The 23,972-nt window shown below is 36.0% G+C and carries 17 protein-coding genes; 13 read left to right on the forward strand and 4 right to left on the reverse strand.

The genetic code is table 11. The features are described 5' to 3' along the window. The first annotated feature begins 122 nt into the window (after positions 1 to 122). The 13 genes from K7G79_RS06735 to K7G79_RS06795 all read left to right on the forward strand — a co-directional run bounded on the left by K7G79_RS06735 (position 123) and on the right by K7G79_RS06795 (position 18,562). Positions 123 to 1,397: an alginate export family protein gene (locus K7G79_RS06735; protein ID WP_223550394.1), complete on the forward strand. Its 1,275-nt coding sequence runs from the start codon at positions 123 to 125 to the stop codon at positions 1,395 to 1,397. Between the two features lie 69 nt (positions 1,398 to 1,466). Next, positions 1,467 to 2,066 (forward strand): cytochrome c nitrite reductase small subunit, encoded by a 600-nt coding sequence (nrfH, locus tag K7G79_RS06740; RefSeq protein WP_223550395.1) that lies wholly within the window; start codon positions 1,467 to 1,469, stop codon positions 2,064 to 2,066. A 5-nt stretch (positions 2,067 to 2,071) separates the two neighbouring features. Continuing rightward, positions 2,072 to 3,577, forward strand: a complete 1,506-nt coding sequence (gene nrfA, locus K7G79_RS06745; protein WP_223550489.1) for an ammonia-forming cytochrome c nitrite reductase — start codon at positions 2,072 to 2,074, stop codon at positions 3,575 to 3,577. Between the two features lie 89 nt (positions 3,578 to 3,666). Then, a complete protein-coding gene (gene ccsA, locus K7G79_RS06750) occupies positions 3,667 to 6,807 on the forward strand; it encodes a cytochrome c biogenesis protein (RefSeq protein WP_223550397.1) in 3,141 nt (1,046 codons plus the stop codon). Positions 6,808 to 6,860: 53 nt separating this feature from the next. Beyond that, positions 6,861 to 8,399, forward strand: coding sequence for a YifB family Mg chelatase-like AAA ATPase (locus tag K7G79_RS06755; protein ID WP_223550399.1), 1,539 nt, complete (start codon positions 6,861 to 6,863; stop codon positions 8,397 to 8,399). A gap of 145 nt (positions 8,400 to 8,544) precedes the next feature. Further along, a complete protein-coding gene (locus K7G79_RS06760; protein WP_223550401.1) occupies positions 8,545 to 9,030 on the forward strand; it encodes a nuclear transport factor 2 family protein in 486 nt (161 codons plus the stop codon). A 332-nt stretch (positions 9,031 to 9,362) separates the two neighbouring features. Continuing rightward, positions 9,363 to 10,472, forward strand: coding sequence for a DUF2891 domain-containing protein (locus K7G79_RS06765; RefSeq protein ID WP_223550402.1), 1,110 nt, complete (start codon positions 9,363 to 9,365; stop codon positions 10,470 to 10,472). Positions 10,473 to 10,563: 91 nt separating this feature from the next. Beyond that, positions 10,564 to 13,824, forward strand: coding sequence for a S41 family peptidase (locus tag K7G79_RS06770; RefSeq protein WP_223550404.1), 3,261 nt, complete (start codon positions 10,564 to 10,566; stop codon positions 13,822 to 13,824). 153 nt (positions 13,825 to 13,977) lie between these two features. Beyond that, positions 13,978 to 15,207, forward strand: a complete 1,230-nt coding sequence (locus K7G79_RS06775) for an Nramp family divalent metal transporter (protein ID WP_223550405.1) — start codon at positions 13,978 to 13,980, stop codon at positions 15,205 to 15,207. Between the two features lie 248 nt (positions 15,208 to 15,455). Continuing rightward, the gene (pxpA, locus tag K7G79_RS06780; RefSeq protein WP_223550408.1) at positions 15,456 to 16,196 is read left to right on the forward strand and encodes a 5-oxoprolinase subunit PxpA; all 741 of its coding nucleotides are present in this window, start codon (positions 15,456 to 15,458) and stop codon (positions 16,194 to 16,196) included. Further along, on the forward strand, positions 16,196 to 16,927 hold the full coding sequence (gene pxpB, locus K7G79_RS06785) for a 5-oxoprolinase subunit PxpB (protein ID WP_223550410.1): 732 nt from the start codon (positions 16,196 to 16,198) through the stop codon (positions 16,925 to 16,927). The genes pxpA and pxpB overlap by 1 nt, the downstream gene beginning before the upstream one ends. Then, complete coding sequence (locus K7G79_RS06790) at positions 16,920 to 17,771, forward strand: biotin-dependent carboxyltransferase family protein (RefSeq protein WP_223550412.1); 852 nt, start codon at positions 16,920 to 16,922, stop codon at positions 17,769 to 17,771. Before pxpB ends, K7G79_RS06790 begins: the two co-directional genes overlap by 8 nt. A gap of 50 nt (positions 17,772 to 17,821) precedes the next feature. Further along, positions 17,822 to 18,562: a DUF6503 family protein gene (locus K7G79_RS06795; protein WP_223550413.1), complete on the forward strand. Its 741-nt coding sequence runs from the start codon at positions 17,822 to 17,824 to the stop codon at positions 18,560 to 18,562. A 94-nt stretch (positions 18,563 to 18,656) separates the two neighbouring features. Here K7G79_RS06795 and deoD read toward each other — a convergent pair whose 3' ends face one another. The 4 genes from deoD to clpB all read right to left on the reverse strand — a co-directional run bounded on the left by deoD (position 18,657) and on the right by clpB (position 23,861). Next, entirely contained in the window at positions 18,657 to 19,355 is a 699-nt protein-coding gene (gene deoD / locus K7G79_RS06800; protein WP_223550415.1) for a purine-nucleoside phosphorylase, read from the reverse strand. A 39-nt stretch (positions 19,356 to 19,394) separates the two neighbouring features. Continuing rightward, positions 19,395 to 20,063 carry a deoxyribose-phosphate aldolase gene (deoC, locus tag K7G79_RS06805; RefSeq protein ID WP_223550417.1) on the reverse strand — a complete coding sequence of 223 codons (669 nt, stop codon included), beginning with the start codon at positions 20,061 to 20,063 and terminating at the stop codon, positions 19,395 to 19,397. Between the two features lie 169 nt (positions 20,064 to 20,232). Continuing rightward, positions 20,233 to 20,895, reverse strand: coding sequence for a deoxyribose-phosphate aldolase (deoC, locus tag K7G79_RS06810; RefSeq protein WP_223550419.1), 663 nt, complete (start codon positions 20,893 to 20,895; stop codon positions 20,233 to 20,235). A gap of 362 nt (positions 20,896 to 21,257) precedes the next feature. Then, positions 21,258 to 23,861, reverse strand: coding sequence for an ATP-dependent chaperone ClpB (clpB, locus tag K7G79_RS06815; RefSeq protein WP_223550421.1), 2,604 nt, complete (start codon positions 23,859 to 23,861; stop codon positions 21,258 to 21,260). Positions 23,862 to 23,972: the final 111 nt, after the last annotated feature.

A 23,972-nucleotide genomic window follows, 5' to 3' on the forward strand; every position in this document is an offset into this window, starting at 1 on the left:
AGAACCTTATTTTCTTAAATTTCATGAGATTTATCATGTAACAGATTAATGGTTACTTTTAATTTTGCTCGGACTAAAATAAAATTAATTAAGTTAGAACTATAGATAAAAAAATAATAAAAATGATGATAAAAAAACAATACTTACTTATTGCATCCACATTAATAATGGCACAGTTTACGCAGGCTCAGTTTACATTAGATGCAGAATTTAGGCCAAGAACAGAATACCGTCATGGGTTTGGTAATTTAATTGCTGATGGTCTTGATGCAGGATTTGGTATTTCTACAAGGGCGCGTTTAAATGCAGGCTTTAAAACAGATTACTATACCTTTTATTTAAGTTTACAAGATGTAATGGTATGGGGCGAAAACAGACAGATTTTACCATACGATCAAAATAATTCCTTTGCAATATTCCAAGCTTGGGCAGAACTTAACTTGGGCTCAGGGTGGTCTACAAAAGTAGGACGACAAGTGTTGTCATATGACGATCAACGTATTCTTGGCGGATTGGATTGGGCGCAACAAGGGCGAAATCATGATGCAGCTTTGATAAAGTATAAAAAGGATAAATTCTTATTAGATTTTGCTTTAGCTTTCAATCAAGATTATTCACATCCAACAGGTTTCGTCTCAACAGGAACAGGTTATGACACAACAGGATTCTTCTCATATAAAACCATGCAAATGTTGTATTTAAAGCAAGCTTGGGAGCAATTTTCAGGAAGTTTACTGTTGCTTAACAACGGGTTTCAAGAGTTCAACGATGATAACAGCCCAAATGGTGTTAGCAATTTACAAACTTTAGGCACCCATTTAGAATACAAGGAAGGTGAAATTGGTCTAGCGGCAAATGCTTTCCTTCAAACAGGCAAACACCAAAACGAGATAAATGCTAAAGGGGCTTATTTATTGGGATTGGACATGACCTATAAAGCTTCTGATAAAGTAGACTTAGGAGCAGGAATAGAAATGATTAGTGGCAATGACGCCAATGCTGGTGAAACTGGGGCCTTCTTCCCTTTGTATGGCACTAACCATAAGTTTAATGGCTTTATGGATTACTTTTATGTGGGCAACCATGCCAATTCTATTGGATTGATAGATATCCATGCCAGTGCCAATTTTAAATTGGGAAACAAATCTAGCCTTATGATAAAAGTCCTTAATTTTAGTGGGGAACAAGAGTTGCCAAGTGGAGAAAAGGCATTAGGAACCGAAATTGATTTAGTTTATAAGAAAGCATTCAAAGGTTATAGCCTAGCTATGGGGTATTCACATTTATTCCCTGCAGACGGCATGTATGAGTTAAAAGGTATTACAGAAAGTAATACTGCTAATGGTCAAAACTGGGCTTGGGTTATGTTGGTGATAAAACCAAAATTAATTAACTAACAATAAATGGTTAAAATATAGTGCAGTTTATAGAAAATAAAATATTTTTACCTGAATAATAAAACACTTGTGAATCTTCGAAAAAACATATTACCAGATAAGAGATCGAGATGGAGACCTACAGCTGTATTTTTAATTGCTATTATTACAGGATTAGGTTTTTTTATGGCAAAAGAAGCTTCGGTCATATCGTATATGTCCGATAACCCTCAAGCCTGTGTTAATTGCCATGTTATGACACCAGTATATAATAGTTGGATGCATAGTTCACATAGGGAGTGGGCTAAATGCAATGATTGTCATGTACCTCAAAATAATATATTTAATAAATACTATTTTAAAGCGAAGGATGGGTTGTTACACGCTTCTGTATTTACTTTAAGAGCAGAACCTGAAGTTATGTTTATGCGGGAAGAATCAGAAGAGGTCGTACAGGACAATTGTATTCGATGCCATGTACAACAAGTCACTCAAACCAAGTATGTTGGTTGGATTGATGACCACTCTAAAAACAGAACTGAAAGAAAATGTTGGAGTTGCCATCAGGAAGTGCCACATGGTACGGTTCACGGTATATCAACAATTAAAAATAATATTGCACCCATTCCAACCGATGTAGAAGAGTTGGTTATTCCAGATTGGTTACAAAAACAAATAGAAGACAAATAAACTTTATCAAGATGAAAAATAAAATACTATTCATTGTTACAGCAATAGTTGTGTTTCTACTAGGCTTATTGGCCTCAAGTATTCTTAACAGGAAAAATGAAGCTAAATTTAAATATGTGCCTCAGGTAGAATTGTCTGAAAATGAACCTCGAAATGATGAATGGGGAAAAAACTTCCCGGCTGAATATCAATCGTTTTTACAGACTACCGACACATCGTTTGTCTCATTTCAGGGTGGCTCTGCCATGCGGGATATGTTGGATGAAGACTCTCGGTTAGTAGTGCTATGGGCGGGTTATGGATTTTCTAAAGACTATAATCAGGGTAGGGGACACCAATATGCAGTTGAAGACTTAAGGAATACATTAAGAACTGGAGCACCTAAAGGAAAAGGAGACGGGCCTATGCCAGCAACCTGTTGGACATGCAAGAGTCCAGATGTGCCACGTTTAATGAACGAACAAGGTATTGCGGAGTTTTACAAAGGCAAATGGGCAGATAAAGGCGAAGAGGTTGTTAATCCAATAGGTTGTGCCGATTGCCATGACTCTAAGACCATGAAACTAACTATTTCGCGTCCTGCTTTGGTTGAAGCTTTTGAGGATATGGGTAAGGATATTAATCAAGCTACACACCAAGAAATGCGTTCTTTGGTATGTGCGCAATGCCATGTGGAATATTATTTTGATAAAAACCTGCCCGGAAAAGAGGGGATACCTTATTTAAAGTTTCCTTGGAAGGATGGTATGTCTGTGGAAGCTATGGAAAAATATTATGATGAATTAAACTTTAAAGATTGGACACATAAATTAAGTCGAGCCCCAATGTTAAAAGCACAGCATCCAGGCTATGAAACCTATTTAACAGGGGTTCACGCTGATAGAGGTGTATCTTGTGCCGATTGCCATATGCCTTACAAGAGTGAAGGAGGCCAGAAGTTTACAGATCACCACATTCAGTCGCCTTTAAACAATGTAGCCAACGCTTGTCAAGTATGCCATAGGGAAGATGCCGATAAGCTAAAACTAAATGTTTTTGAGCGTCAGCAAAAATCTACCGAGAGTAGGCTTAAGTTAGAAGATGCCTTGGTGAGAATGCATGTAGAGGCAAAAAAATGTTGGGATTTAGGTGCAACAGAAGAGCAAATGAAGGATATCTTAATGGATATACGTCATGCACAATGGCGTTGGGATTATGCTGCTGCTGCGCATGGTGCATCTTTCCATTCACCTGTTGAAACAGGTAGGGTATTAGCTAGTGGTTTAGATAAAGCTACCGAAGGACGTGTTAAGCTTGCACGCTTATTGGCTGAATTAGGACATAACAAACCTGTTGAAATGCCAGATATATCTACAAAGGAAAAAGCGCAAGCCTATATAGGGTTGGATGCTGAAAAAATGGAAACCGACAAGGCAGAGTTTAAAAAGACATTAGTACCACAATGGTTGGAAGCGGCAAAAAAGCGTGAAGCTACTTATGGTTCTAAAAAAGTATCAATGAATAAAAAATAGACTTTTTAAGATTAATTTAGTGTTTATTAAGGATAGCTTTTAAGATTTTTATAATCATTAAAAGCTATCTTCTTTTTAAAATCGCTTTTATGCAGAATATGTACAAATTTTTATCATCGTCTAGTCTAGCTCTGTTGCTATTATTGATATTTGCTATAGCTATGGCAACAGCCACTTTTATAGAAAACGATTTTGGAACCCAAACTGCTTGGGTTACCATATATGATGCATGGTGGTTTGAGTTGGTTATGCTGGGATTGGCACTAACTTTTATAGCCAACATTTTTAAGTATAGATTATTGAGAAAGGAAAAATGGTCCGTTTTGCTATTTCATTTGGCTTTTATAGTTATTGTTTTAGGTGCGGCTATAACCAGGTACACATCATATAGTGGTATCATGCGTATTAGGGAAGGTACTTCATCAAATATTATAATTTCAGACGCCAATTTTTTAAATGTCACCCTAATTGATGATGAAGTATCGAAAAAGATTAGTAAAAAATTAAGCTTTTCACCTATAAGAGATAATCATTTTGTGCTAAACACAACCATAAAAGAAAAACCGGTAAGCATAGCTTATAAAAATTATATTGCCGATGCCATCCCAGAAGTTGTTGAAGATGAAAATGAAGGCGAACCACTTTTAGAAATGGCAGTTACTACAGGCCATGGAAAAAATGCGGTATATCTTAAAAAGGGAGAGATAGAAAAAATTGATAAACAGTATGAAATTGGATTTAACACCAATAAGGAAGACATCATAAATATTATAGAACATGAGGGGGTACTAAGTATCAAAGCTCCTTATGATTTGGATTTCTTTATTATGGCTTCACAAAAAGCTGGAAAAATAAAAAAGGACAGTTTACAAGCCATAACCTTAAGAACTCTATATCGGGCAGGAGACATATCGTTTGTGCCTTTGGCATATTATAAAAAAGGTAAATTCCAGTTAACAGGTACATCAGAAAAATTAAAGGATAACGACGAAACAAAGGATGATGCGCTAATTGTAAATGTATCGGTTAATGGAAAGGATAAACCTGTAAATATTTTATACAGACAAGGGTTTTTACCCATGCACCAAGAAGTAGTTATTGATAGTGTGAAGATGATATTGTCTTACGGTGCAGCAGCTATAAAAACTCCCTTTTCAATCCAGTTAAATGACTTTCAGTTAGAACGCTACCCTGGGTCTTCAAGTCCGTCGGCTTATGCAAGTGAAGTTACTATTTTAGATGGCAATATAAAGAAGCCTTTCAGAATCTTTATGAACAATGTTTTGGATTATGGGGGATACCGTTTTTTTCAAGCAAGTTATGATACCGACGAAAAGGGTACGGTACTATCAGTAAATCACGACCTATTAGGAACTTTGGTGACTTACTTCGGATATTTTTTAATGACATTAGGCATGTTGTTTACATTTTTTGGTAAGGTCTCAAGGTTTAAATTAATTAACAAAAAACTAAATCAGTTAAAAAAGAATCAACTTCCAACGGTACTTACTTTACTTTTTACAATTCAGTTCGGTATGGCTCAAATGCCGCCCGATTCATTGACCATTCAAGTTGAAAATGCCTTAAAAGCCCAAGAAATAGATAAAACTCATGCTGATTTTTTTGGAAGGTTATTGGTTCAGGACTTAGATGGTAGGATAAAGCCCATTAATACTTTGGCTTCAGAGTTTCTTAGAAAGATTTCGAGAAAACCAAAATTTATATATCCACTTGCTAATGGTAAGTTGGTTTTAGATGCCAATCAAACCTTTTTGGCCATGCACATGCTGCCACAGTTGTGGCAACGCATTCCACTTATAAAAGTAGATTTTGAAAAAATGGGAGATTTGCTTGAATCCATTCCAAAAGGGAAAAACAATTTAGTGGCCTTTTCCAACTTATTGAACGAAGATGGTAACTATTTATTAAGAAATGAAGTTGAAGAGGCAAATAAGAAGAAACCTGCAGAGCGTAACGAATTTGATAAGGAAGTTTTAAAAATAGACGAACGTTTTAATATTCTATATAATGTATTTGCTGGAAATTATTTAAAAATTTTTCCAAATAAAAATGATGAAAACAATACTTGGTTTAGTTATATCCACCATTTTAAAGATTTCCCGGAAGAAGATGCTAAGTTTTCCAAAAATATTATCCCAGTATATTTTAATGATTTATTGACTCAAAACTATAATGCAGCTCATGAAAAATTGGTTTATATAAAAAAATACCAAGAAGTCCTAGGAGCCAATATAATACCAACACCACAACGCATTGAAGCAGAATTGTGGTATAATAAGGCGAATCTAAACTTTTGGTTGTTTCAGGTCTTTTTTACCTTAGGTTTTACTTTGTTGGTTTTGTCGATTGTGAAAATGTTTTATAACAAAAAAGCTATAGAACTAATAAATAACATTTTCATAATTTTAACCTTGGTTTCTTTTCTGTGCTTTACAGGAAATATACTTTTGCGGTGGTATGTAGCACAGCATGCCCCATGGAGTAATGGTTACGAAATGCTCATTTTTGTAGCATGGGTTCTAATCCTTTGTGGTTTGATTACTTTTAGAAAATCGGATTTCTCATTACCATTGTCTACTTTATTCTCGGGAGCACTATTGTTTGTAAGTTATTTAGATTGGTTAAACCCAGAAATCACCAATTTAATGCCAGTTTTAAAATCGTATTGGTTAAAAATACATGTTGCTACCATAGTAAGTAGTTATGCGCCATTAGCTTTAGCTGCTGTTTTAGGATTAATGGCTTTGATGCTTATGGTTTTTAAAACCTCAAAGAACAAAGCTGTTATGGAATTAAAAATAAAGGAACTAAGCTACATTAACGAGATGGCTATGACCATAGGCTTGTTTGTACTTTCCATAGGTACTTTTCTAGGCGGTGTATGGGCCAATGAATCATGGGGACGTTACTGGGCATGGGATCCAAAAGAGACTTGGGCTTTAATTAGTATTATTGTTTATGCCATTGTTCTGCACTTGCGTTTTATTCCAAGACTAAATAACCATTATGTTCTAAATGTAGCCAGTATGTTTGCGTTTTGGTCTATAATTATGACCTCCTTTGGGGTAAATTATTATCTGTCTGGACTGCACAGTTATGCTGCTGGTGATCCATTACCCATACCAACCTTTGTTTATGTCTTGCTGGTATTTATGTTGATAATAGCTATTCTTGCTTATTTTATGCAGAAAGAAAACAGGTTAGCATAAAAGAAAGTTTAAATTAAAATACTTTTCTTACATTTAAACAGTAAACTAAAGTCATGCTTAAAAAAGTCTTTGGAAGTGCTGTTTTTGGTGTCGATGCAACTACTATCGCTGTAGAGGTTAATGTTGATACTGGTATTGGATATCATTTGGTTGGCTTGCCCGATAATGCCATAAAGGAGAGCAACTACCGTATTGCGGCAGCCTTACAGAATAATGGCTATAAAATTCCTGGTAAAAAGATTATCATTAATATGTCTCCAGCCGATTTGCGCAAGGAAGGTAGTGCTTACGATCTTACCTTGGCCATAGGTATTTTGACAGCTTCAAAACAGATACAAGCAGAATACTTAGAAGATTATTTAATTATGGGTGAACTTTCGCTTGATGGTAGTTTACAACCCATAAAAGGGGCATTGCCCATTGCTATAAAGGCTAGGGAGGAAGGTTTTAAGTATTTTATTTTACCTAATCAAAATGCTAAAGAAGCAGCCATAGTAAATGAATTAAAGGTTTATGGTGTGGATAATATTAAACAGGTCATTGATTATTTTGATAAGGGAGAGCCATTGGAACAAACCATTATCAATACTCGAGAGGAGTTTTATAAAAATTTGGAATTTCCTGAATTCGATTTTGCCGATGTTAAAGGACAGGAAGGTATAAAGCGATGCATGGAAATTGCAGCAGCTGGAGGGCATAACATTATTTTAATTGGACCTCCCGGAGCAGGGAAAACTATGTTGGCCAAGCGCTTACCTAGTATTTTGCCGCCCATGACACTTCATGAAGCTTTAGAAACCACCAAGATCCATTCTGTAGTTGGAAGGGTTAAGGAACATACAGGATTGATGGCACAACGGCCGTTTAGAAGTCCGCATCACACGATTTCAGATGTTGCACTTGTGGGAGGAGGGGCGTTTCCACAACCAGGAGAGATTTCACTATCGCATAATGGTGTCTTATTTTTGGATGAACTCCCGGAATTTAAGAGAAGTGTACTGGAAGTATTGCGTCAACCTTTAGAAGATCGTGAAGTCACCATTTCCAGAGCCAAGTTTACGGTCACTTACCCGTCGTCCTTTATGTTGGTAGCGAGTATGAACCCCAGTCCCGGAGGTTATTTTAACGACCCTGATGCGCCTGTAACTTCAAGTCCGGCAGAAATGCAACGGTATTTGAGTAAGATTTCAGGTCCTTTATTGGATCGGATTGATATTCATATTGAAGTAACACCTGTTCCATTTGAAAAACTTTCAGAAGACAGAAGAGGAGAAACCTCGGTAGACATTCGAAAACGGGTAACAGCAGCTAGGGAGATTCAAAGCAAACGTTTTGAAGAAAGTGATAACGTGCATTACAATGCCCAAATGAGCAGTAAACAAATTCGTAAATATTGTGTTCTGGACGACCCCTCTAAACAACTGTTAAAAATGGCTATGGAACGTTTAAATTTATCTGCTAGAGCTTACGATCGCATTTTAAAAGTAGCCCGTACCATAGCGGATTTGGAAGGGGTTGAGTCTATTAGTGGTACACATATTAGTGAAGCTATTCAATACCGTAGTTTGGATAGAGAAGGGTGGTTGGGATAATGCATCTACCATTGCTTAAGACATTTTTTGTGCTTAGATTATTTTAATTAATGTGATTTCGAATATTTATTATTTTAAGAAATAAACCCAATTGTGTTTATGCCTTTGTTTAGCAATAGAAACTGAACACAAAAACCAAACAATAATGAGAATTTTATCAATTATAATACTATATTCATCCATTTGTTTTACTGGTTTTTCTCAAGAATCAAAAATAGAAGAGAAAGAGGAGATCAAAAATGTGATTAACCGGTTTTTTAAAGCAATAGAAAAGAAGGATTCGATTTTAATGCGCTCTACAATCTTGGGTGATGCTCAAGTTTGGAGGCGACGATCTAACAACGAAGGACTTCCCAAGATTGACTTCCGCTTTTCTAAAGATTCTACTCCAACGATGTCTTCCTGGCCAGATATGAAAGAAATTGCCCTGGACTATGACATTACAACCAACAATGACATTGCAGTAGCTTGGATACCATATGAATTTTGGATAGACGATAAATTTTCACATTGTGGAATAGATGTTTTTACCTTATTTAAAAAAGACGGGGAATGGAAAATCATAACATTAGCCTATACTGTCGAAAAAGTAAATTGTGATCAAATAAACCGAAAAAAATCAAGTGATTGACAAAAATAGTAATAGCCAAATTAATACTCTAAATATTGGAAGCTGAAAACACTTCTAAAAAATCAATATATTATCGCACCAATACGAATTACCGTTAGAATCCTATGTGTATTTTTTGCTACCTTAATATTCGTTATAACTTTATATACAACTACATAGACAACGAAGAAGCACAATTATCAAAACTTTAAATGTGTTTTTGTTATCTGCTTAGGTGCCTATGTCAAAATGAATTCATATAGTTTGTTTGTGGTGGGGTAAGTTCTTTTTTTTTAATTTTGAGATAATATAACTTATATTGGTGCCAATATTTGTAGACAATCTTAAAGAAAATGAATAAACTCCTAGTAATTTCCTTATTAACAATTTTTAGCTGTAACCCTATTAAAAAAGAGGGGAAATCAATTGAAAGAACACCAAAAATTGAAATCGCTGAAACTCCTGTTTTAAACTTAGAACAGGCCAATCGCTTAGCAGAACTTCCGTTACATTGTATCAATACCGAATACCCAAATAAATTGTCGCAAACTATTGGGAGTGACACAGATTTGTTGCCACCGCGTACTTTGCATCCTGCTTTTTATGGCTGTTTCGATTGGCATTCGGCAGTACATGGGCATTGGAGTTTGGTGAGCCTGCTAAAACAATTTCCCAATATCGATCATGCAGACGCTATTAAACAGCGTTTACTTGATAGTATTTCCAAAGAAAATATAGAAGCCGAGGTGCAGTATTTTCAAGGCAAGCTTAACCAATCCTACGAACGTACCTACGGTTGGGCCTGGTTGTTAAAACTGGCCGAAGAACTCCATACTTGGGATGATGAAACGGCTAGAATATTGGAAACCAATTTACAACCGTTAACCGACTTAATTGTAGAAAAGTATATCGCCTTTTTGCCTAAGCTCAATTATCCCTTGCGTGTGGGTACCCATACCAATACGGCGTTTGGACTGTCGTTTGCCTACGATTATGCCCATACCTTAAACCATGACGCACTAAAAAATGCGATTGCTGAACGTGCGACCTATTTCTTTTTAAAGGACAATAACTGCCCTATGACATGGGAGCCAAGCGGCACCGATTTTTTATCGCCCTGTTTGGAAGAAGCTGCCTTAATGAAACGCTTATTGCCCAAGGAAACGTTCAAAACATGGTTGGCTGAATTTTTACCGCAATTAAAGGACAAAGGCTACCAATTGGAGACCGGTATCGTTTCCGATAGAACCGATGGGCATTTAGTGCATTTAGATGGGGTTAATTTTTCAAGAGCTTGGAACTTATACAAGATAGCCGAAGACTTGCCAGAGTATGAACATTTAAAGAATATTGCCAATCAGCATATTAATTACTCCTTGCCCAGTATTTTTGGAGATAGTTACGAAGGTGGCCATTGGTTGGGCAGTTTTGCTATTTATGCGCTAAATTCCGTAGGTGAATAATAAGTGTTAATTTTTGTTAAAATATTATTAATTTCATAATGAAGGTTTCTAAATAAGCCTATTTTTAATCATTTAATTAATTATCTAACCAATGACTTTATTTTTCAAAATTTTCACAGCATTTCTTTTTATTTCTAGTTTAAGTGTTGCCCAATCCCCTTTAATTAATTTTCCAGCCATTAGTCCAGATGGGCAATCCATTGCCTTTAATTTTCAAGGTGATATTTGGACTGCCAATATAGATGGCAGCAACCCAAGACGGATTACCATTCATGAGGCCTATGATACACGACCTTTATGGAGTGGCGATGGGAAGTCTATTGCCTTTCAAAGTGAACGTTTTGGAAATGATGATATTTATTTAATAGCTGCAAATGGAGGGATTCCTAAACGTTTAACCTTTCATTCTGCTTCAGATGATATAACAGATTATACCAAGAATGGGGAAATACTTTTTTCGACAAGACGGAATTTTGTACAGGTAGAAAGGGATCCAGAAATTCATATCATTAGCGAAAAAGGAGGGACACCACGCCGTTTTATGGATGCTTTAGGATTCGATTCCAAATTATCGCCTAATGGTAATTATGTAGTTTTCGTTAAGGGAAGTTGCAGATTGGAACGTGAAGCTTATCAAGGGCCAGCAAATCGGGATTTGTGGCTCTACAATATAAAGACAGATACCTATACCCAACTTACAGATTTTGATGGCAACGATTTTTATCCGCATTGGGCTGATGATAACACCATATATTTTCAATCTTCCAGAAGCGGCAGGTACAATGTACATAAGTTAACCTTAAATGCTGGAGGAAAAGCCCAAGATATTATCCAAGTGAGCCAATTTAAGGACATGGGCATCTTTTCGTTTCAACTTAGCAAAAATGGAACCGATATCATCATGGTTAAGGGGAATCAAGTTTATCACTTAAATACCTTAACCAATAAGCAAAAAGAAATAAAAATCAACATTGCTTCCGATTATCGATTCGATCCCATATCCCACAGAACCTATAGTGGGAATATAGATGAAATTGCTGTGTCTCCCAACGGAAAATATATGGCCATGGGCATTAGGGGTGAAATTTTTGTGCGATCGACGAATGAAGATAATAAGCGAACAGTTAACCTTTCGAAGTCACCATACAGGGATCGGGAAGTGGCTTGGTTGAATGATAGTACAATCGTTTTTGTGTCCGACAGGGATGGACAAAATGATTTGTATTTAGTGAAATCTGATGATGCCAATGAATCTGATTTGCACAAAACCTTAAAGCATAATATACAGCGCTTAACAAAAACCAGTGAGAAGGAGAGTGGCTTGACCATTTCACCAGACAGGAAATCCATTGCTTTTGTTAAAGGTAATGGAAAGCTGATTATAGCTAATATTGATAGCAAAGGTAAATTATCGAACGAAAAAACCTTACTTGATGGTTGGGCGAGACCAGGAAATGTTTCGTGGTCTCCAGATTCTAAATGGTTGGCCTATAGTTTAAGTGATTTAGATTTTAATGGTGAAATCTATATCCATAAAACCGATAATTCCATAAAACCGGTTAATATTTCCATGCATCCCAAGCAAGATACTAACCCCGTTTGGAGTCCAGATGGAAAAAAACTCATGTTTTCTTCTAACCGAAACAATGGTGATTACGATGTGTGGTTTACGTGGTTAACCAAAGCCGATTGGGAAAAAACAACTCAGGATTGGGAAGAAGAAGAAACCGATGAACCGAAATCCAAATCGAAAAAAGATAAAAAGGATACAGATAATAAGAAAGATGAAGATGACAAAAAAGATGAGGATAAGAAAGAAAAAGAAGATGTAGACCCTGTTGTAATCGATTTTCAGGATATTCATGAGCGCCAGGTGCAAGTCACATCTATGGTAGGTGGAGAATTTGGTCAGTTGTTCTCCAAGGATAGTAAAACCATCTACTTTACAACAGGAAGTAGGAGCAGAGGTAACGCTGAGGTGGATTCCGATTTGTATAAAATTAAATGGGATGGAAAAGACAAAAAAAACATCACTTCAAATAATGCCGAGCCTTCAAATATAGTGGTAGACAGTAAGTTTAATAAGTTATTCCTAACAAAGAGAGGAAGTTTGTCTGCATTAAATCTGTCTTCCGATAAAATGGAAAGCTTGCCTATAAATGCAAAATTGGATATTGATTACAACGAAGAATCAAAACAAATATTCAATGAAGCTTGGCAAGCCATCAACGATGGATTTTACGACCCAAATTTTCATGGTAAAGATTGGGATGCGTTACGAAAACAATACGAGCCTTTGGCTTTGGGAGCATCTACGCGTAACGATTTCCAAACCATGTTCAATTGGATGTTGGGGCAAATCAACGCAAGCCATATGGGGCTTTATCGTGTAGATACCCGAGAGGATTTGCAGCGTGAAACTACTGGATTGTTGGGCGTAGAAGTGGAACCAACCAGCAATGGGGATTTAAAAGTAGTATCGGTTGTTAGTGATATGCCAGGGGATAAGTCGGCTAGTAAGCTTTTAGTTGGTGATGTTATAACTGCTGTAAACGGTACTAAATTGGAAAAAGAACTTAATATTTACAGTTTGCTTGAGGGGACATCAAACGAAAAAATATATTTAGAGGTTGAAAGGGGGACAACCGCTACAGAAGTTGTCATAAGGCCTACTAGTAACAATCGTATTGAAAATTATAATGCCTGGGTTAAGGAACGAAAGGCGTTGACCGATAAATATTCGAACGGGAGGTTAGGATATATACATATTCAAGGGATGAATTGGACAAGTTTTGAGCGTTTTGAACGCGAATTAACTGCTGCTGGTTTAGGAAAAGAAGGCATTGTAATCGATGTGCGCTTTAACGGTGGTGGCTGGACAACCGATTATTTAATGGCTGTGCTTAATGTAAAACAACATGCTTATACGGTGCCTCGGGGAGCTGCTAATAACCTCAAAGCAGAACATCAAAAATTTATGGACCATTATCCGTTTAGCGAACGGTTACCTTTGGCTTCATGGACAAAACCTTCTATTGCACTTTGTAACCAAAGCAGTTACTCTAATGCCGAAATTTTTTCCCATGCCTATAAAGCATTGGATTTAGGTACATTGGTTGGTGTTCCAACATTTGGAGCGGTTATCTCTACAGGTGCAACACGATTAATGGACGGTTCTTTTGTAAGAATGCCGTTTAGGGGCTGGTACGTTAAGGAAACCCAATCTAACATGGAATTAGGGCCTGCTGTACCAGATATTATAATTCATAATAATCCAGACGACAAAGCCAAGCATAAAGACACCCAATTGAAAAAAGCGGTTGAAGAATTGCTAAGTCAGCTTAAAAAGTAAGCAGTCTCAGTTGTCAGTAAACAAAAGTAAGTAATAGTAGGCAGTAAGCTATAAATTTAGAGTTGAGATTGAAAAAAGATTATAATGATTTTAAAAGGTGAAAATTAAGTCTAATTCCCTAAAAACCAAAAACCAAAAACCAGCTAGCAGCGAATGAAAATTCTTTTTAAAAACATAGGCCCAGGACCTTTAGTGGCAGCTGCCTTTATTGGTCCAGGAACGGTAACAGTTTGTACCTTGGCTGGCGTAGGTTTTGGTTATGCCTTACTTTGGGCGATGGTGATTTCCACAATAGCTACTATAATACTCCAAGAGATGTCTGCCCGACTGGGTATTGTTTCTCAAAAGGGGTTGGCTGAAATTCTGCGTTTGGAGATTAAAAACCCTGTTTTTAAAGTCTTAGCAATAGTGTTAACGTTATCGGCAATCGTAATTGGTAATGCAGCTTATGAGGCTGGAAATATTTCTGGTGCAGTATTAGGCTTAGAAACCATTTTTGGAATTCAAAGGGTTGATATTAATGTCTTCTCATTTAATGTCCTAAGTTTGTTAGTGGGTGTAATTGCTTTTGCATTATTGTATATAGGCAATTATAAAATATTGGAACGCTCACTCATTTTTCTGGTTATTTTAATGAGTTTGGCTTTTTTGTGTTCAGCGGTTTTAACCAAACCAAATGTGATTAAGGTATTACAGGGTGCATTTATTCCCAATTTCCCAAAGGGTGGTTTGTTAACCGTAATTGGATTAATAGGAACAACAGTAGTGCCCTATAATCTATTTCTACATGCTTCATTGGTTAAGGAAAAGTGGCATAGGGTTGACGATTTAAAATATGCTAGAAAAGACACTGTTATTGCTGTGGTTTTAGGAGGTCTAGTATCGATGTCTGTTATTGTGGCTGCGGCTTCCATGCCATCTACTGAAATAAGTTCAGTTTCAGATTTAGCATTGGGTTTGGAACCTTTATTTGGCAGCTTTTCAAAATATGTTTTGGCTATTGGTCTATTTGCAGCTGGAATTACCAGTGCCATCACAGCACCTTTGGCGGCAGCTTATGTCGCTACTGGTTGTCTGGGATGGGATGCCAATATGCGTTCAAAAAAATTTAGATTTGTATGGATGCTTGTTCTTGTTTTGGGCGTTTGTTTTTCTTCGCTAAATATAAAGGCCATTACCATCATTAAATTTGCACAAATTGCTAATGGGATGCTGTTGCCCATTATTGTAGCAGTATTACTTTGGATGATGAATAAAGCCCATATTTTGGGCGCTCATAAAAATAATATTAGGCAAAATGTTTTAGGTTTTGTGATACTTGTTTTAAGTATGTTGTTATCTTTAGTGGTATTCAACAAAGTATTTCACTTGGGACTAATTTGAAGCATATGCGATAAGTTGTTGGGGTATTGAGTTATTAAGTAATTAGCTTTGTTAAGCTTTTACTGCTACTACAACTTAAAGTTCAAGATTTCGTCAACCTCAATCAATCTAATTCAATCTCTTTTCAATCCCATCACTGCCAACTGTATACTGTGACTGTTAACTAATCCATCAATCTTTTCATCCATACACGTGGCAATATCCTAGAACTTTTTAACTTAGTGGTGAATAACCAACATTACAATTTTTTGAATACGCTTATTGTAGATATTAATGCCGATGTAGGGGAGGGTATTGGCAATGAAGCCCAATTAATGCCGCTTATATCGTCCTGTAATATTGCCTGCGGAGGACATGCAGGAGATGATGATACGATGATACAAGTTATTGAATTAGCTAAAGATCACGGTGTTAAAATAGGAGCTCATCCGTCGTTTCCCGATAAGGAAAACTTTGGAAGGGCAGTAATGGGTATACCTTATACAGCTTTGTTTAAATCAATCGAAGAGCAAGTTTGTCAATTAATTAGTCATTTAGATAATGCGCTTGTAAGCTTGCACCATATAAAACCTCACGGTGCACTTTATAACTTAGCGGCTAAGGATAGAAATATAGCCGGAGTTATTATTGAACTTATAAAGAGTTTTGCTTTTCCGGTATATCTTTATGTGCCTTATAAATCGGTAATTGCAGAATTGGCTATTAAAAACAATATACCTATTATCTATGAAGCTTTTGCAGATAGAAATTACAATGATGACCTAAGCTTAGTGTCCAGAAATGAATCGAATGCATTGATTCATGACAGTGAAGATTTGTTTAATCATGTTTTTGGGATGGTAAAGCATAAAAGGGTAAAAACTATTTCGGGTAAACAAATACCTATTCAGGCCCATACCTTTTGTGTTCATGGTGATAACCCGGAAGCCGTTAAGTTGTTAAAGAGTTTAAGGCTGCGATTGGAGGACGAAAAGATTCAAATTTTGTAATGCCGTATCCGTTGTCATACAAGCGTTTTGGTGAACAGGCTATTCTTATTGAATGGCCACCGATTATTAATGAAAAAATTTTAAATGATCTTTTAAGGTTTAAACAGAAAATTATTGAACACTATGTTAATTTATCAGTTTACATAAACCACGCATATAATTCATTATTAATTAATTATGAATCTATTGATTTTGAATTTGACAATGAACTTGTTGCACTCAAAAAAATTTATGAATCCAATTTAATTGAAACCGATTCTAGTTCTAAAATATGGAAGGTACCCGTTTGCTACGACACTCCTTTTGGCATTGATTTGGAAGCTCTTTCTTCAGAAAAAAAAATACCTGTAAAGGAGATTATTGAATGTCACACCAAAGCAATCTACACGGTCTACTTTATTGGTTTTTTACCTGGTTTCCTGTATTTGGGAGGTTTAGATGAAAGGCTATATGTACCAAGAAGGTCTACACCACGATTATGTGTTGAAAAAGGTGCCGTTGCCATAGGGGGCAAGCAAACTGGTGTTTACCCCTCTGAAAGTCCTGGTGGTTGGCATATTGTAGGTAATACACCTATTAGTTTTTTTGACGCCTCGAAACCAAAACCCTGTTTTGTTAAAGCGGGAGACAAAGTACAGTTTGTTTCAGTTAGCCTCAAGGAATATAGTGATATTAAAATTCTTGTAGATGAAGGGGTCTATTTTTTAGAAAGTGAGGTGCTATATGATTAAGGTGTTGCAATCTGGTTTTTATTCTACCATTCAGGATTTTGGTCGATATGGTTATCAAGATTATGGAGTGCCATATTCAGGCGTTATGGATCGTTATGCTTGTATTATGGCTAACACATTACTTGGAAACCCTAAAGATGCTTCAGTAATGGAAATAACCATGACGGGACCAACCTTAGAGTTTTATGTTTCAACAAAAGTTTGTGTCTCTGGGGCGGATATGAATCCGACATTAAATGGGATTTTAATTAAAAATAATAAGGCTATAGAGGTTAAAGCAGGGGATGTTTTAAGTTTTGGAAGGCTTACCAGAGGCTATCGTACTTATTTAGCTGTTTTTGGAGGTTTTCATACTGAGAGTGTTATGGGTAGTTATAGTATGTATGATGGAGTTACTTCAAAACCTTCAATTCTTAAAGGTGACGAACTGAAAATAGAAGCATTGGCGTTTTCATCAAAAAAGCGTCATGCGGTGTTGCGGGTTAACACTAGCTATTTAACAGAAAAAAATCTTCCTGTTTTTATAGGTCCAGAATTTGATAAACTTACTGAAAGTCAACAAAAGGTATTGTTGACTAAGACTTTTACTGTTTCAAAAAACAATAATAGAATGGCCTATCAGTTAGAGGAACTGCTTGAGAATATGTTAGAGCCCATTACAACATCACTAGTGCTTCCAGGAACCGTACAGTTAACCCCTTCCGGGCAATTAATAGTTTTAATGCGGGATGGTCAAACCACGGGTGGATATCCAAGGGTTTTGCAGTTGAAAGCATCGGCTATAGAAATATTAAGCCAAAAGTTGACAGGGGAACCTGTTGTCTTTAAATTAATAAAAATGTAAGCTTTTCATTGTTTTTCAAGAAGCATTTTTAAGTACCCAATACGTTTGATATGAATAAAATAGTTGGTTTTTTAGTTTTAGTGTTTTCATTTATAGCTTGCAAAGAGGATAAATTACCTGATGCCAATGTGATTGTAAATAAATCGATTGAAGTCTCTGGAGGAGAACGTTTCCAGCATTCTAACATAGCTTTCGATTTTAGAGATAGACATTATGAGGCTATTAGGGACAATGATTATTTTTTATTAACGCGCACTACCATAAATGAATCAGACACCATTGTGGATGCTTTGGATAGCCAAGGTGATTTAACGAGATTTATTAATGGAAAAAGGGTTGTCTTGCACGATACAATGGCATTAAAATACAAATCTTCTGTAAATGCAGTTCATTATTTTTCTGTATTACCGTATAGGTTGAATGATGCTGCAGTAAATAAAATGTATTTAGGAAAAACAACAGTTAATGATTCTGAATACCACAAGATAAGGGTTACTTTTGATAAAGAGGGTGGTGGTGAGGATTTTGATGATGTTTTTGTTTATTGGATAAATATAAATACTTATAAAGCAGATTATATAGCGTATTCTTATGCCGAGACTGATGAAATAGGGTATCGTTTTCGAGAAGCTTATAACGAGCGTTTTATAGGTGGTATTCGGTTTGTAGATTATAATAACTATAAGCCTAGAACAAAAGTTGATGGAGTTGAAATAATGGACCGTTTGTTTCAGCAAGGTCAATTGGAACTGCTTTCAAAAATAGAGTTAAAGAATATTTTAGTGAATTGATTAAAGGATCTCATGTGTAAGCTAAATACCAAGCAATGCCTTTGTATATTATGTGTTTTAATAGAATGTTACTATAAATTCAGACCATTGAAAATTATGCTAGTTCTAGTGCAATTTCGATCATTTCCTTAAAGGTGGTTTCACGTTCTTTGCTTGTACATCGTTCACCTGTAACCAATGAATCTGAAATCGTTAAAACAGAAAGGGCATTTACATTATGCTTTGCTGCAACTGTATATAATCCCGCAGTTTCCATTTCTACACATAGCACCCCAAATTTTGACCATTTTTTATAGGATTCGAAATCATCGGCATAAAACTCATCAGAAGTAAATACATTACCGGCTTTAATATCAATTTGTTTTAGCTTTGCTGCCTCAACCGCTTTTTGAAAGAGTTCAAAGTTTGCTGTAGGTGCGTAATCGGCACCTCCAAAGCGTAATTCGTTAACGCCAGAATTTGATGAAGCGGCCATAGCCAATACAATATCCCTGATTTTTATTTGTTTTTGATATGAACCAGCACTACCAACACGTATTAAATTTTTAACATCATATTCAGTAATGAGTTCATGGGCATAAATTGAAATGGAAGGAACACCCATACCAGTACCCATTACAGAAACTGTTTTGCCATTATATGTTCCGGTATAACCAAGCATGCCCCTAATTGTGTTAAAGCAAACGGCATTTTCAAAAAAGGTTTCAGCAATCCATTTGGCTCGTAATGGGTCTCCGGGTAATAGAATAGTCTCAGCAATATCACCTTTTTTTGCTTCAATATGTACACTCATAGTTGGTTTTTGATTTCAGGTATAACGTTTCAAGTAATATTAATAATGTGAGGTTGGGGGTGTTCCGGAAATAATAGCAATACCAGATGAGGTGCCAATTCTGCTAACCCCTAAGTTTATGTATTCCAAAGCTGTATTGGTATCTTTAATTCCCCCAGAGGCCTTGACTTTAACACTACTAGATTCTGCCAATTCCAACATTAATTTTACATCTTTAATTCTAGCACCTCCAGGTCCAAAGCCTGTTGAAGTCTTTATGAAGTCGGCACCACTTTGAATGGCTAACTCACTAGCTTTAATTATTTCTGATTCATCGAGATAACAGGTTTCTAGAATGACTTTCAAAATTTTATTGGGCATCTTTTGTTTTACTCCTTCAATATCATTTCTTACACCATCAAAATCTTTGCTTTTTAAAAAACCGATATTCATAACCATATCAATCTCATCGGCGCCATTTTTTAAGGCGTTTTGGGCTTCGTAAACTTTGGCTTTGGTTGCCATGGCTCCTAAAGGGAAACCTATAACACTGCAAACTTTTACATCTGAATTTTTAAGCTGTTCCTTAGCCATGCTAACATAACTACTGTTAACGCATACCGAATAAAACTTAAAACGCTTGGCTTCGTCACAAAGCTCTATAATATCTTCTTTAGTCGCAGTGGCTTTTAAAAGCGTATGGTCTATATAATTATTGAGTTGTTTCAAGCAAATTAGAATTAAAAACACAAAGTAACGGAAAGCTACTTGCATTGGTGTAATTACCCAAAGGTATTAACAATTATTAACAATGTAGTATAATGTAAAAAATAAATGCCAATTCAATTAGCTTTTAATAGAATTGGCATTTGTACTTATCTTTGGGTGATGACTAGATCTACGAGTATGAATGAGAAAGATTGTCAATTTCAACTTTTAACAGATTTGAAGTATCAACACGATGTGCACCAGTTTCTAGGTATTTCTTAGCCGTTTCCAAGCTGTTTATTCCACCTGAAGCGATAATTTTTATTCTGTTTTTAACGGTTTTTTTTATCATTTTAATGCAGGTTAATGTCGCACCACTTTTGGTAAAACCGCTTGAAGTTTTAATATAATCTACATTGGTATCCAAGCAAATTTCACAAGCTTTTATGATTTCATTTTTATTGAGCTCTGAAATTTCCAAAACTACTTTTAATGGTACTGTTCCAATGGCAAGCTTAACATCTGTGATGTCTTTTAAAACCGAAACATAATTCTTGCTTTTTAAATAGCCTAAATTCATGACCATATCAATTTCATCAGCACCGTCTTTTATAGCTTTTTGGGCCTCATAGACTTTGGCTTCGGTTGACATGGCACCTAGTGGAAAACCAACAACAGTGCATATTTTTACACTTGTGTTGTTGAGTAGTTGTTTTGCCAAGGCGACATATGAACTGTTTACGCATACGCTGTTTAATTGGTTGTCCTTGGCATCGTGGCAAAAATCAATAATTTCCCGTTCTGTAGTTGTAGATTTCAAAAGAGAATAATCAATGTGCTTAAATATATTCATTGCTATTAAGTAGGTTTTTTGTTTATATCATGTATAGAATGATGTATAAACGGTTTAACAATTTGGAGGGAGATGTAGAGCTTTGAGCTTTACGTTAGAGCTAAGTTAATAAAACAAATTACTGTTGCAAGTACAGAAGGTGTGCTGTTTATCGATTATTTTTATGACTACCTTTTAACTTGTTTGTTTTCAAAATATTGCAGTTGACCAATGTTATGTGCGTTTCATCGAAAATATTAATTTGTTTATCGATAAAAAAGAAAAGCAGCGTTTGTTTTATTAAAAACTTACACTGCTTTTCAAACTAACCAATCAAATAATAGACTATACTTTGATTTTTTTGTTACAAACTAAAAAAACTATTATACTTCGGTGACCAAATCACTTTGGTTTCTAAACACCAATTGATCATCAAAAGCATCCAATAAAATAATGCTATCCGTTGTTACTTTTCCGGATAATATCTCTTTACTCAATGCGTTTAGCACTTCCTTTTGTAAAACACGCTTTACAGGACGCGCACCATATTCTGGGTTATAACCTTTATTGGCTAAGTAAGTAACAGCCTCTTGTGTTGCATCAAAGGTAATGCCTTGTTGGCTTATTATTTTAGTTATTTGTTTAAGCTGTAAGCCCACAATATCTATAATATTTACTTTGGTAAGCGGTGTAAACATAATAATATCGTCTATACGGTTTAAAAACTCTGGTCTTACGCTTTGCTTTAATAATCCTAAAACATCAACTTTAGCAGATTCTATGGCTGAATCGATATCTTTTGTGGCTTCAAAACGCTCTTGTATTAAGTGGCTTCCAATATTTGAAGTCATTATAATTATTGTGTTTTTGAAATCAGCAACCCGACCTTTATTATCGGTTAAATGGCCTTCATCCAAAACTTGCAATAAAATATTGAAGGTATCGGGATGAGCCTTTTCTATTTCATCCAATAACACTACCGAATAAGGTTTGCGCCTAACGGCCTCAGTAAGTTGACCGCCTTCATCGTAACCTATATATCCTGGAGGAGCGCCTACCAATCTGCTTACGGCATGACGTTCTTGATATTCACTCATGTCAATTCGGGTCATGGCATTTTCGTCATCAAATAAGTATTCGGCCAAAGCTTTAGCCAATTCAGTCTTTCCTACCCCAGTTGTTCCTAAAAACAAGAATGTTCCTATTGGTTTTTTTGGGTTTTGTAAGCCCGCACGACTTCTTCTCACAGCATCACTAACGGCTTCAATAGCTTCCTCTTGTCCCACTACACGTTTGTGCAATTCATCTTCCAGTTTTAATAATTTGTCACGTTCGCTCTGTAACATTTTGGTAACAGGAACGCCTGTCCATTTGGCTACGACTTCGGCAATATCATCATAAGTGACTTCTTCTTTAATCAAAGCACTTTCAGATTGCTCCTGAAGTTGGTTTTGAAGAGTTTCTAGTTGTTCTTGGGCTTCCTTGATTTTGCCATAACGCAATTCAGCCACTTTGCCATAATCGCCTTCACGTTCTGCTTTTTCGGCTTCTAATTTATAGTTCTCAATATCTTGTTTTGTATTCTGAATGTTATCTACAACTTTCTTTTCACTTTTCCACTTGGCATTTATCTCGTTGCGTTGTTCTTTGAAATTCGCTAAATCGGAACGTAATATTTTTAATTTGGCTTCATCTTTCTCCCGTTTTATGGCCTCAATCTCAATTTCCAACTGCATGATCTTCCGATCCAAAACATCCAGTTCTTCTGGTTTGGAGTTAATTTCCATACGCAGTTTGGAAGCGGCTTCATCCATTAAATCGATGGCCTTATCGGGCAAAAAGCGATTGGTGATGTAGCGTTGCGATAGTTCTACAGCCCCAATAATGGCCTCATCCTTAATACGTACTTTATGGTGTGTTTCGTATTTTTCTTTTATGCCACGTAAAATGGAGATGGAACTTTCGGAATCGGGTTCATCAACCATTACTTTTTGAAAGCGACGCTCTAGTGCTTTATCTTTTTCAAAATACTTTTGGTATTCATCCAATGTGGTAGCGCCAATGGCTCTAAGTTCTCCCCGTGCCAAGGCAGGTTTTAGAATATTTGCGGCATCCATAGCGCCTTGTCCACCACCTGCACCTACCAAAGTATGTATTTCATCAATAAAGAGTACTATATCACCTTCGCTGGTGGTTACTTCCTTTATTACTGCTTTTAAGCGTTCCTCAAATTCTCCTTTATATTTGGCACCAGCAATTAGAGCACCCATATCTAAAGCGAATATTTGTTTTTCCTTTAAGTTTTCAGGAACGTCGCCATCTACAATCCTATGAGCCAACCCTTCTGCAATGGCTGTTTTGCCTGTACCAGGTTCACCCACCAAAATGGGGTTATTTTTGGTGCGACGCGATAAGATCTGAAGGATCCTTCTTATTTCTTCATCGCGACCAATTACAGGATCTAATTTTCCATCCTTAGCTAATTGATTTAAATTTTTAGCATATTTTTTAAGAGAATTATAAGTGTCTTCTTGACTTTGTGATGTAACGCGATCACCCTGTCTAAGTTCATTGATACTTGCATTTAAGGCTTTTTCTGTAACACCTTGGTTTTTTAATATTTGGGATATCTTACTATTAGATTTAAATACTGCTAAAATTAAATGTTCGATAGATACATAATCATCTTTCATTTTTTTAGCAATTATAGAGGCTTCATTTAATGTTTTTCCCGTTTCCCGGGACAACATAAGTTCACTACCAGACACTTTAGAAAAACTTTGTAATTGTTTATCCAATACCTGTTGAAGAATGGCTATATTTACATCTAACTTTTTTAAAAGAAAAGGTAATACATTTTCGTCCACTTCAAAAATACCTTTAAACAGATGCTCATTTTCAACTTGTTGGTGCCCAAAGCTCTGGGCAATTTGCTGCGCTTGCTGTATGGCTTCTTGCGATTTTATTGTGAAATTATTTAAGTTCATAATATTATTTTTAGGTTCTTTATGACTTATATTTCAATAACCTTACCACTGCGTTAGTGCAGACAAAATGTCTTTCAATTAATGGTTATTGCTGACTTTTAGTCAGTTTGT

It is taken from the genome of Aestuariivivens sp. NBU2969 (assembly GCF_019931125.1).
In the GTDB taxonomy this organism is placed as follows: Bacteria; Bacteroidota; Bacteroidia; order Flavobacteriales; family Flavobacteriaceae; genus Aestuariivivens; species Aestuariivivens marinum.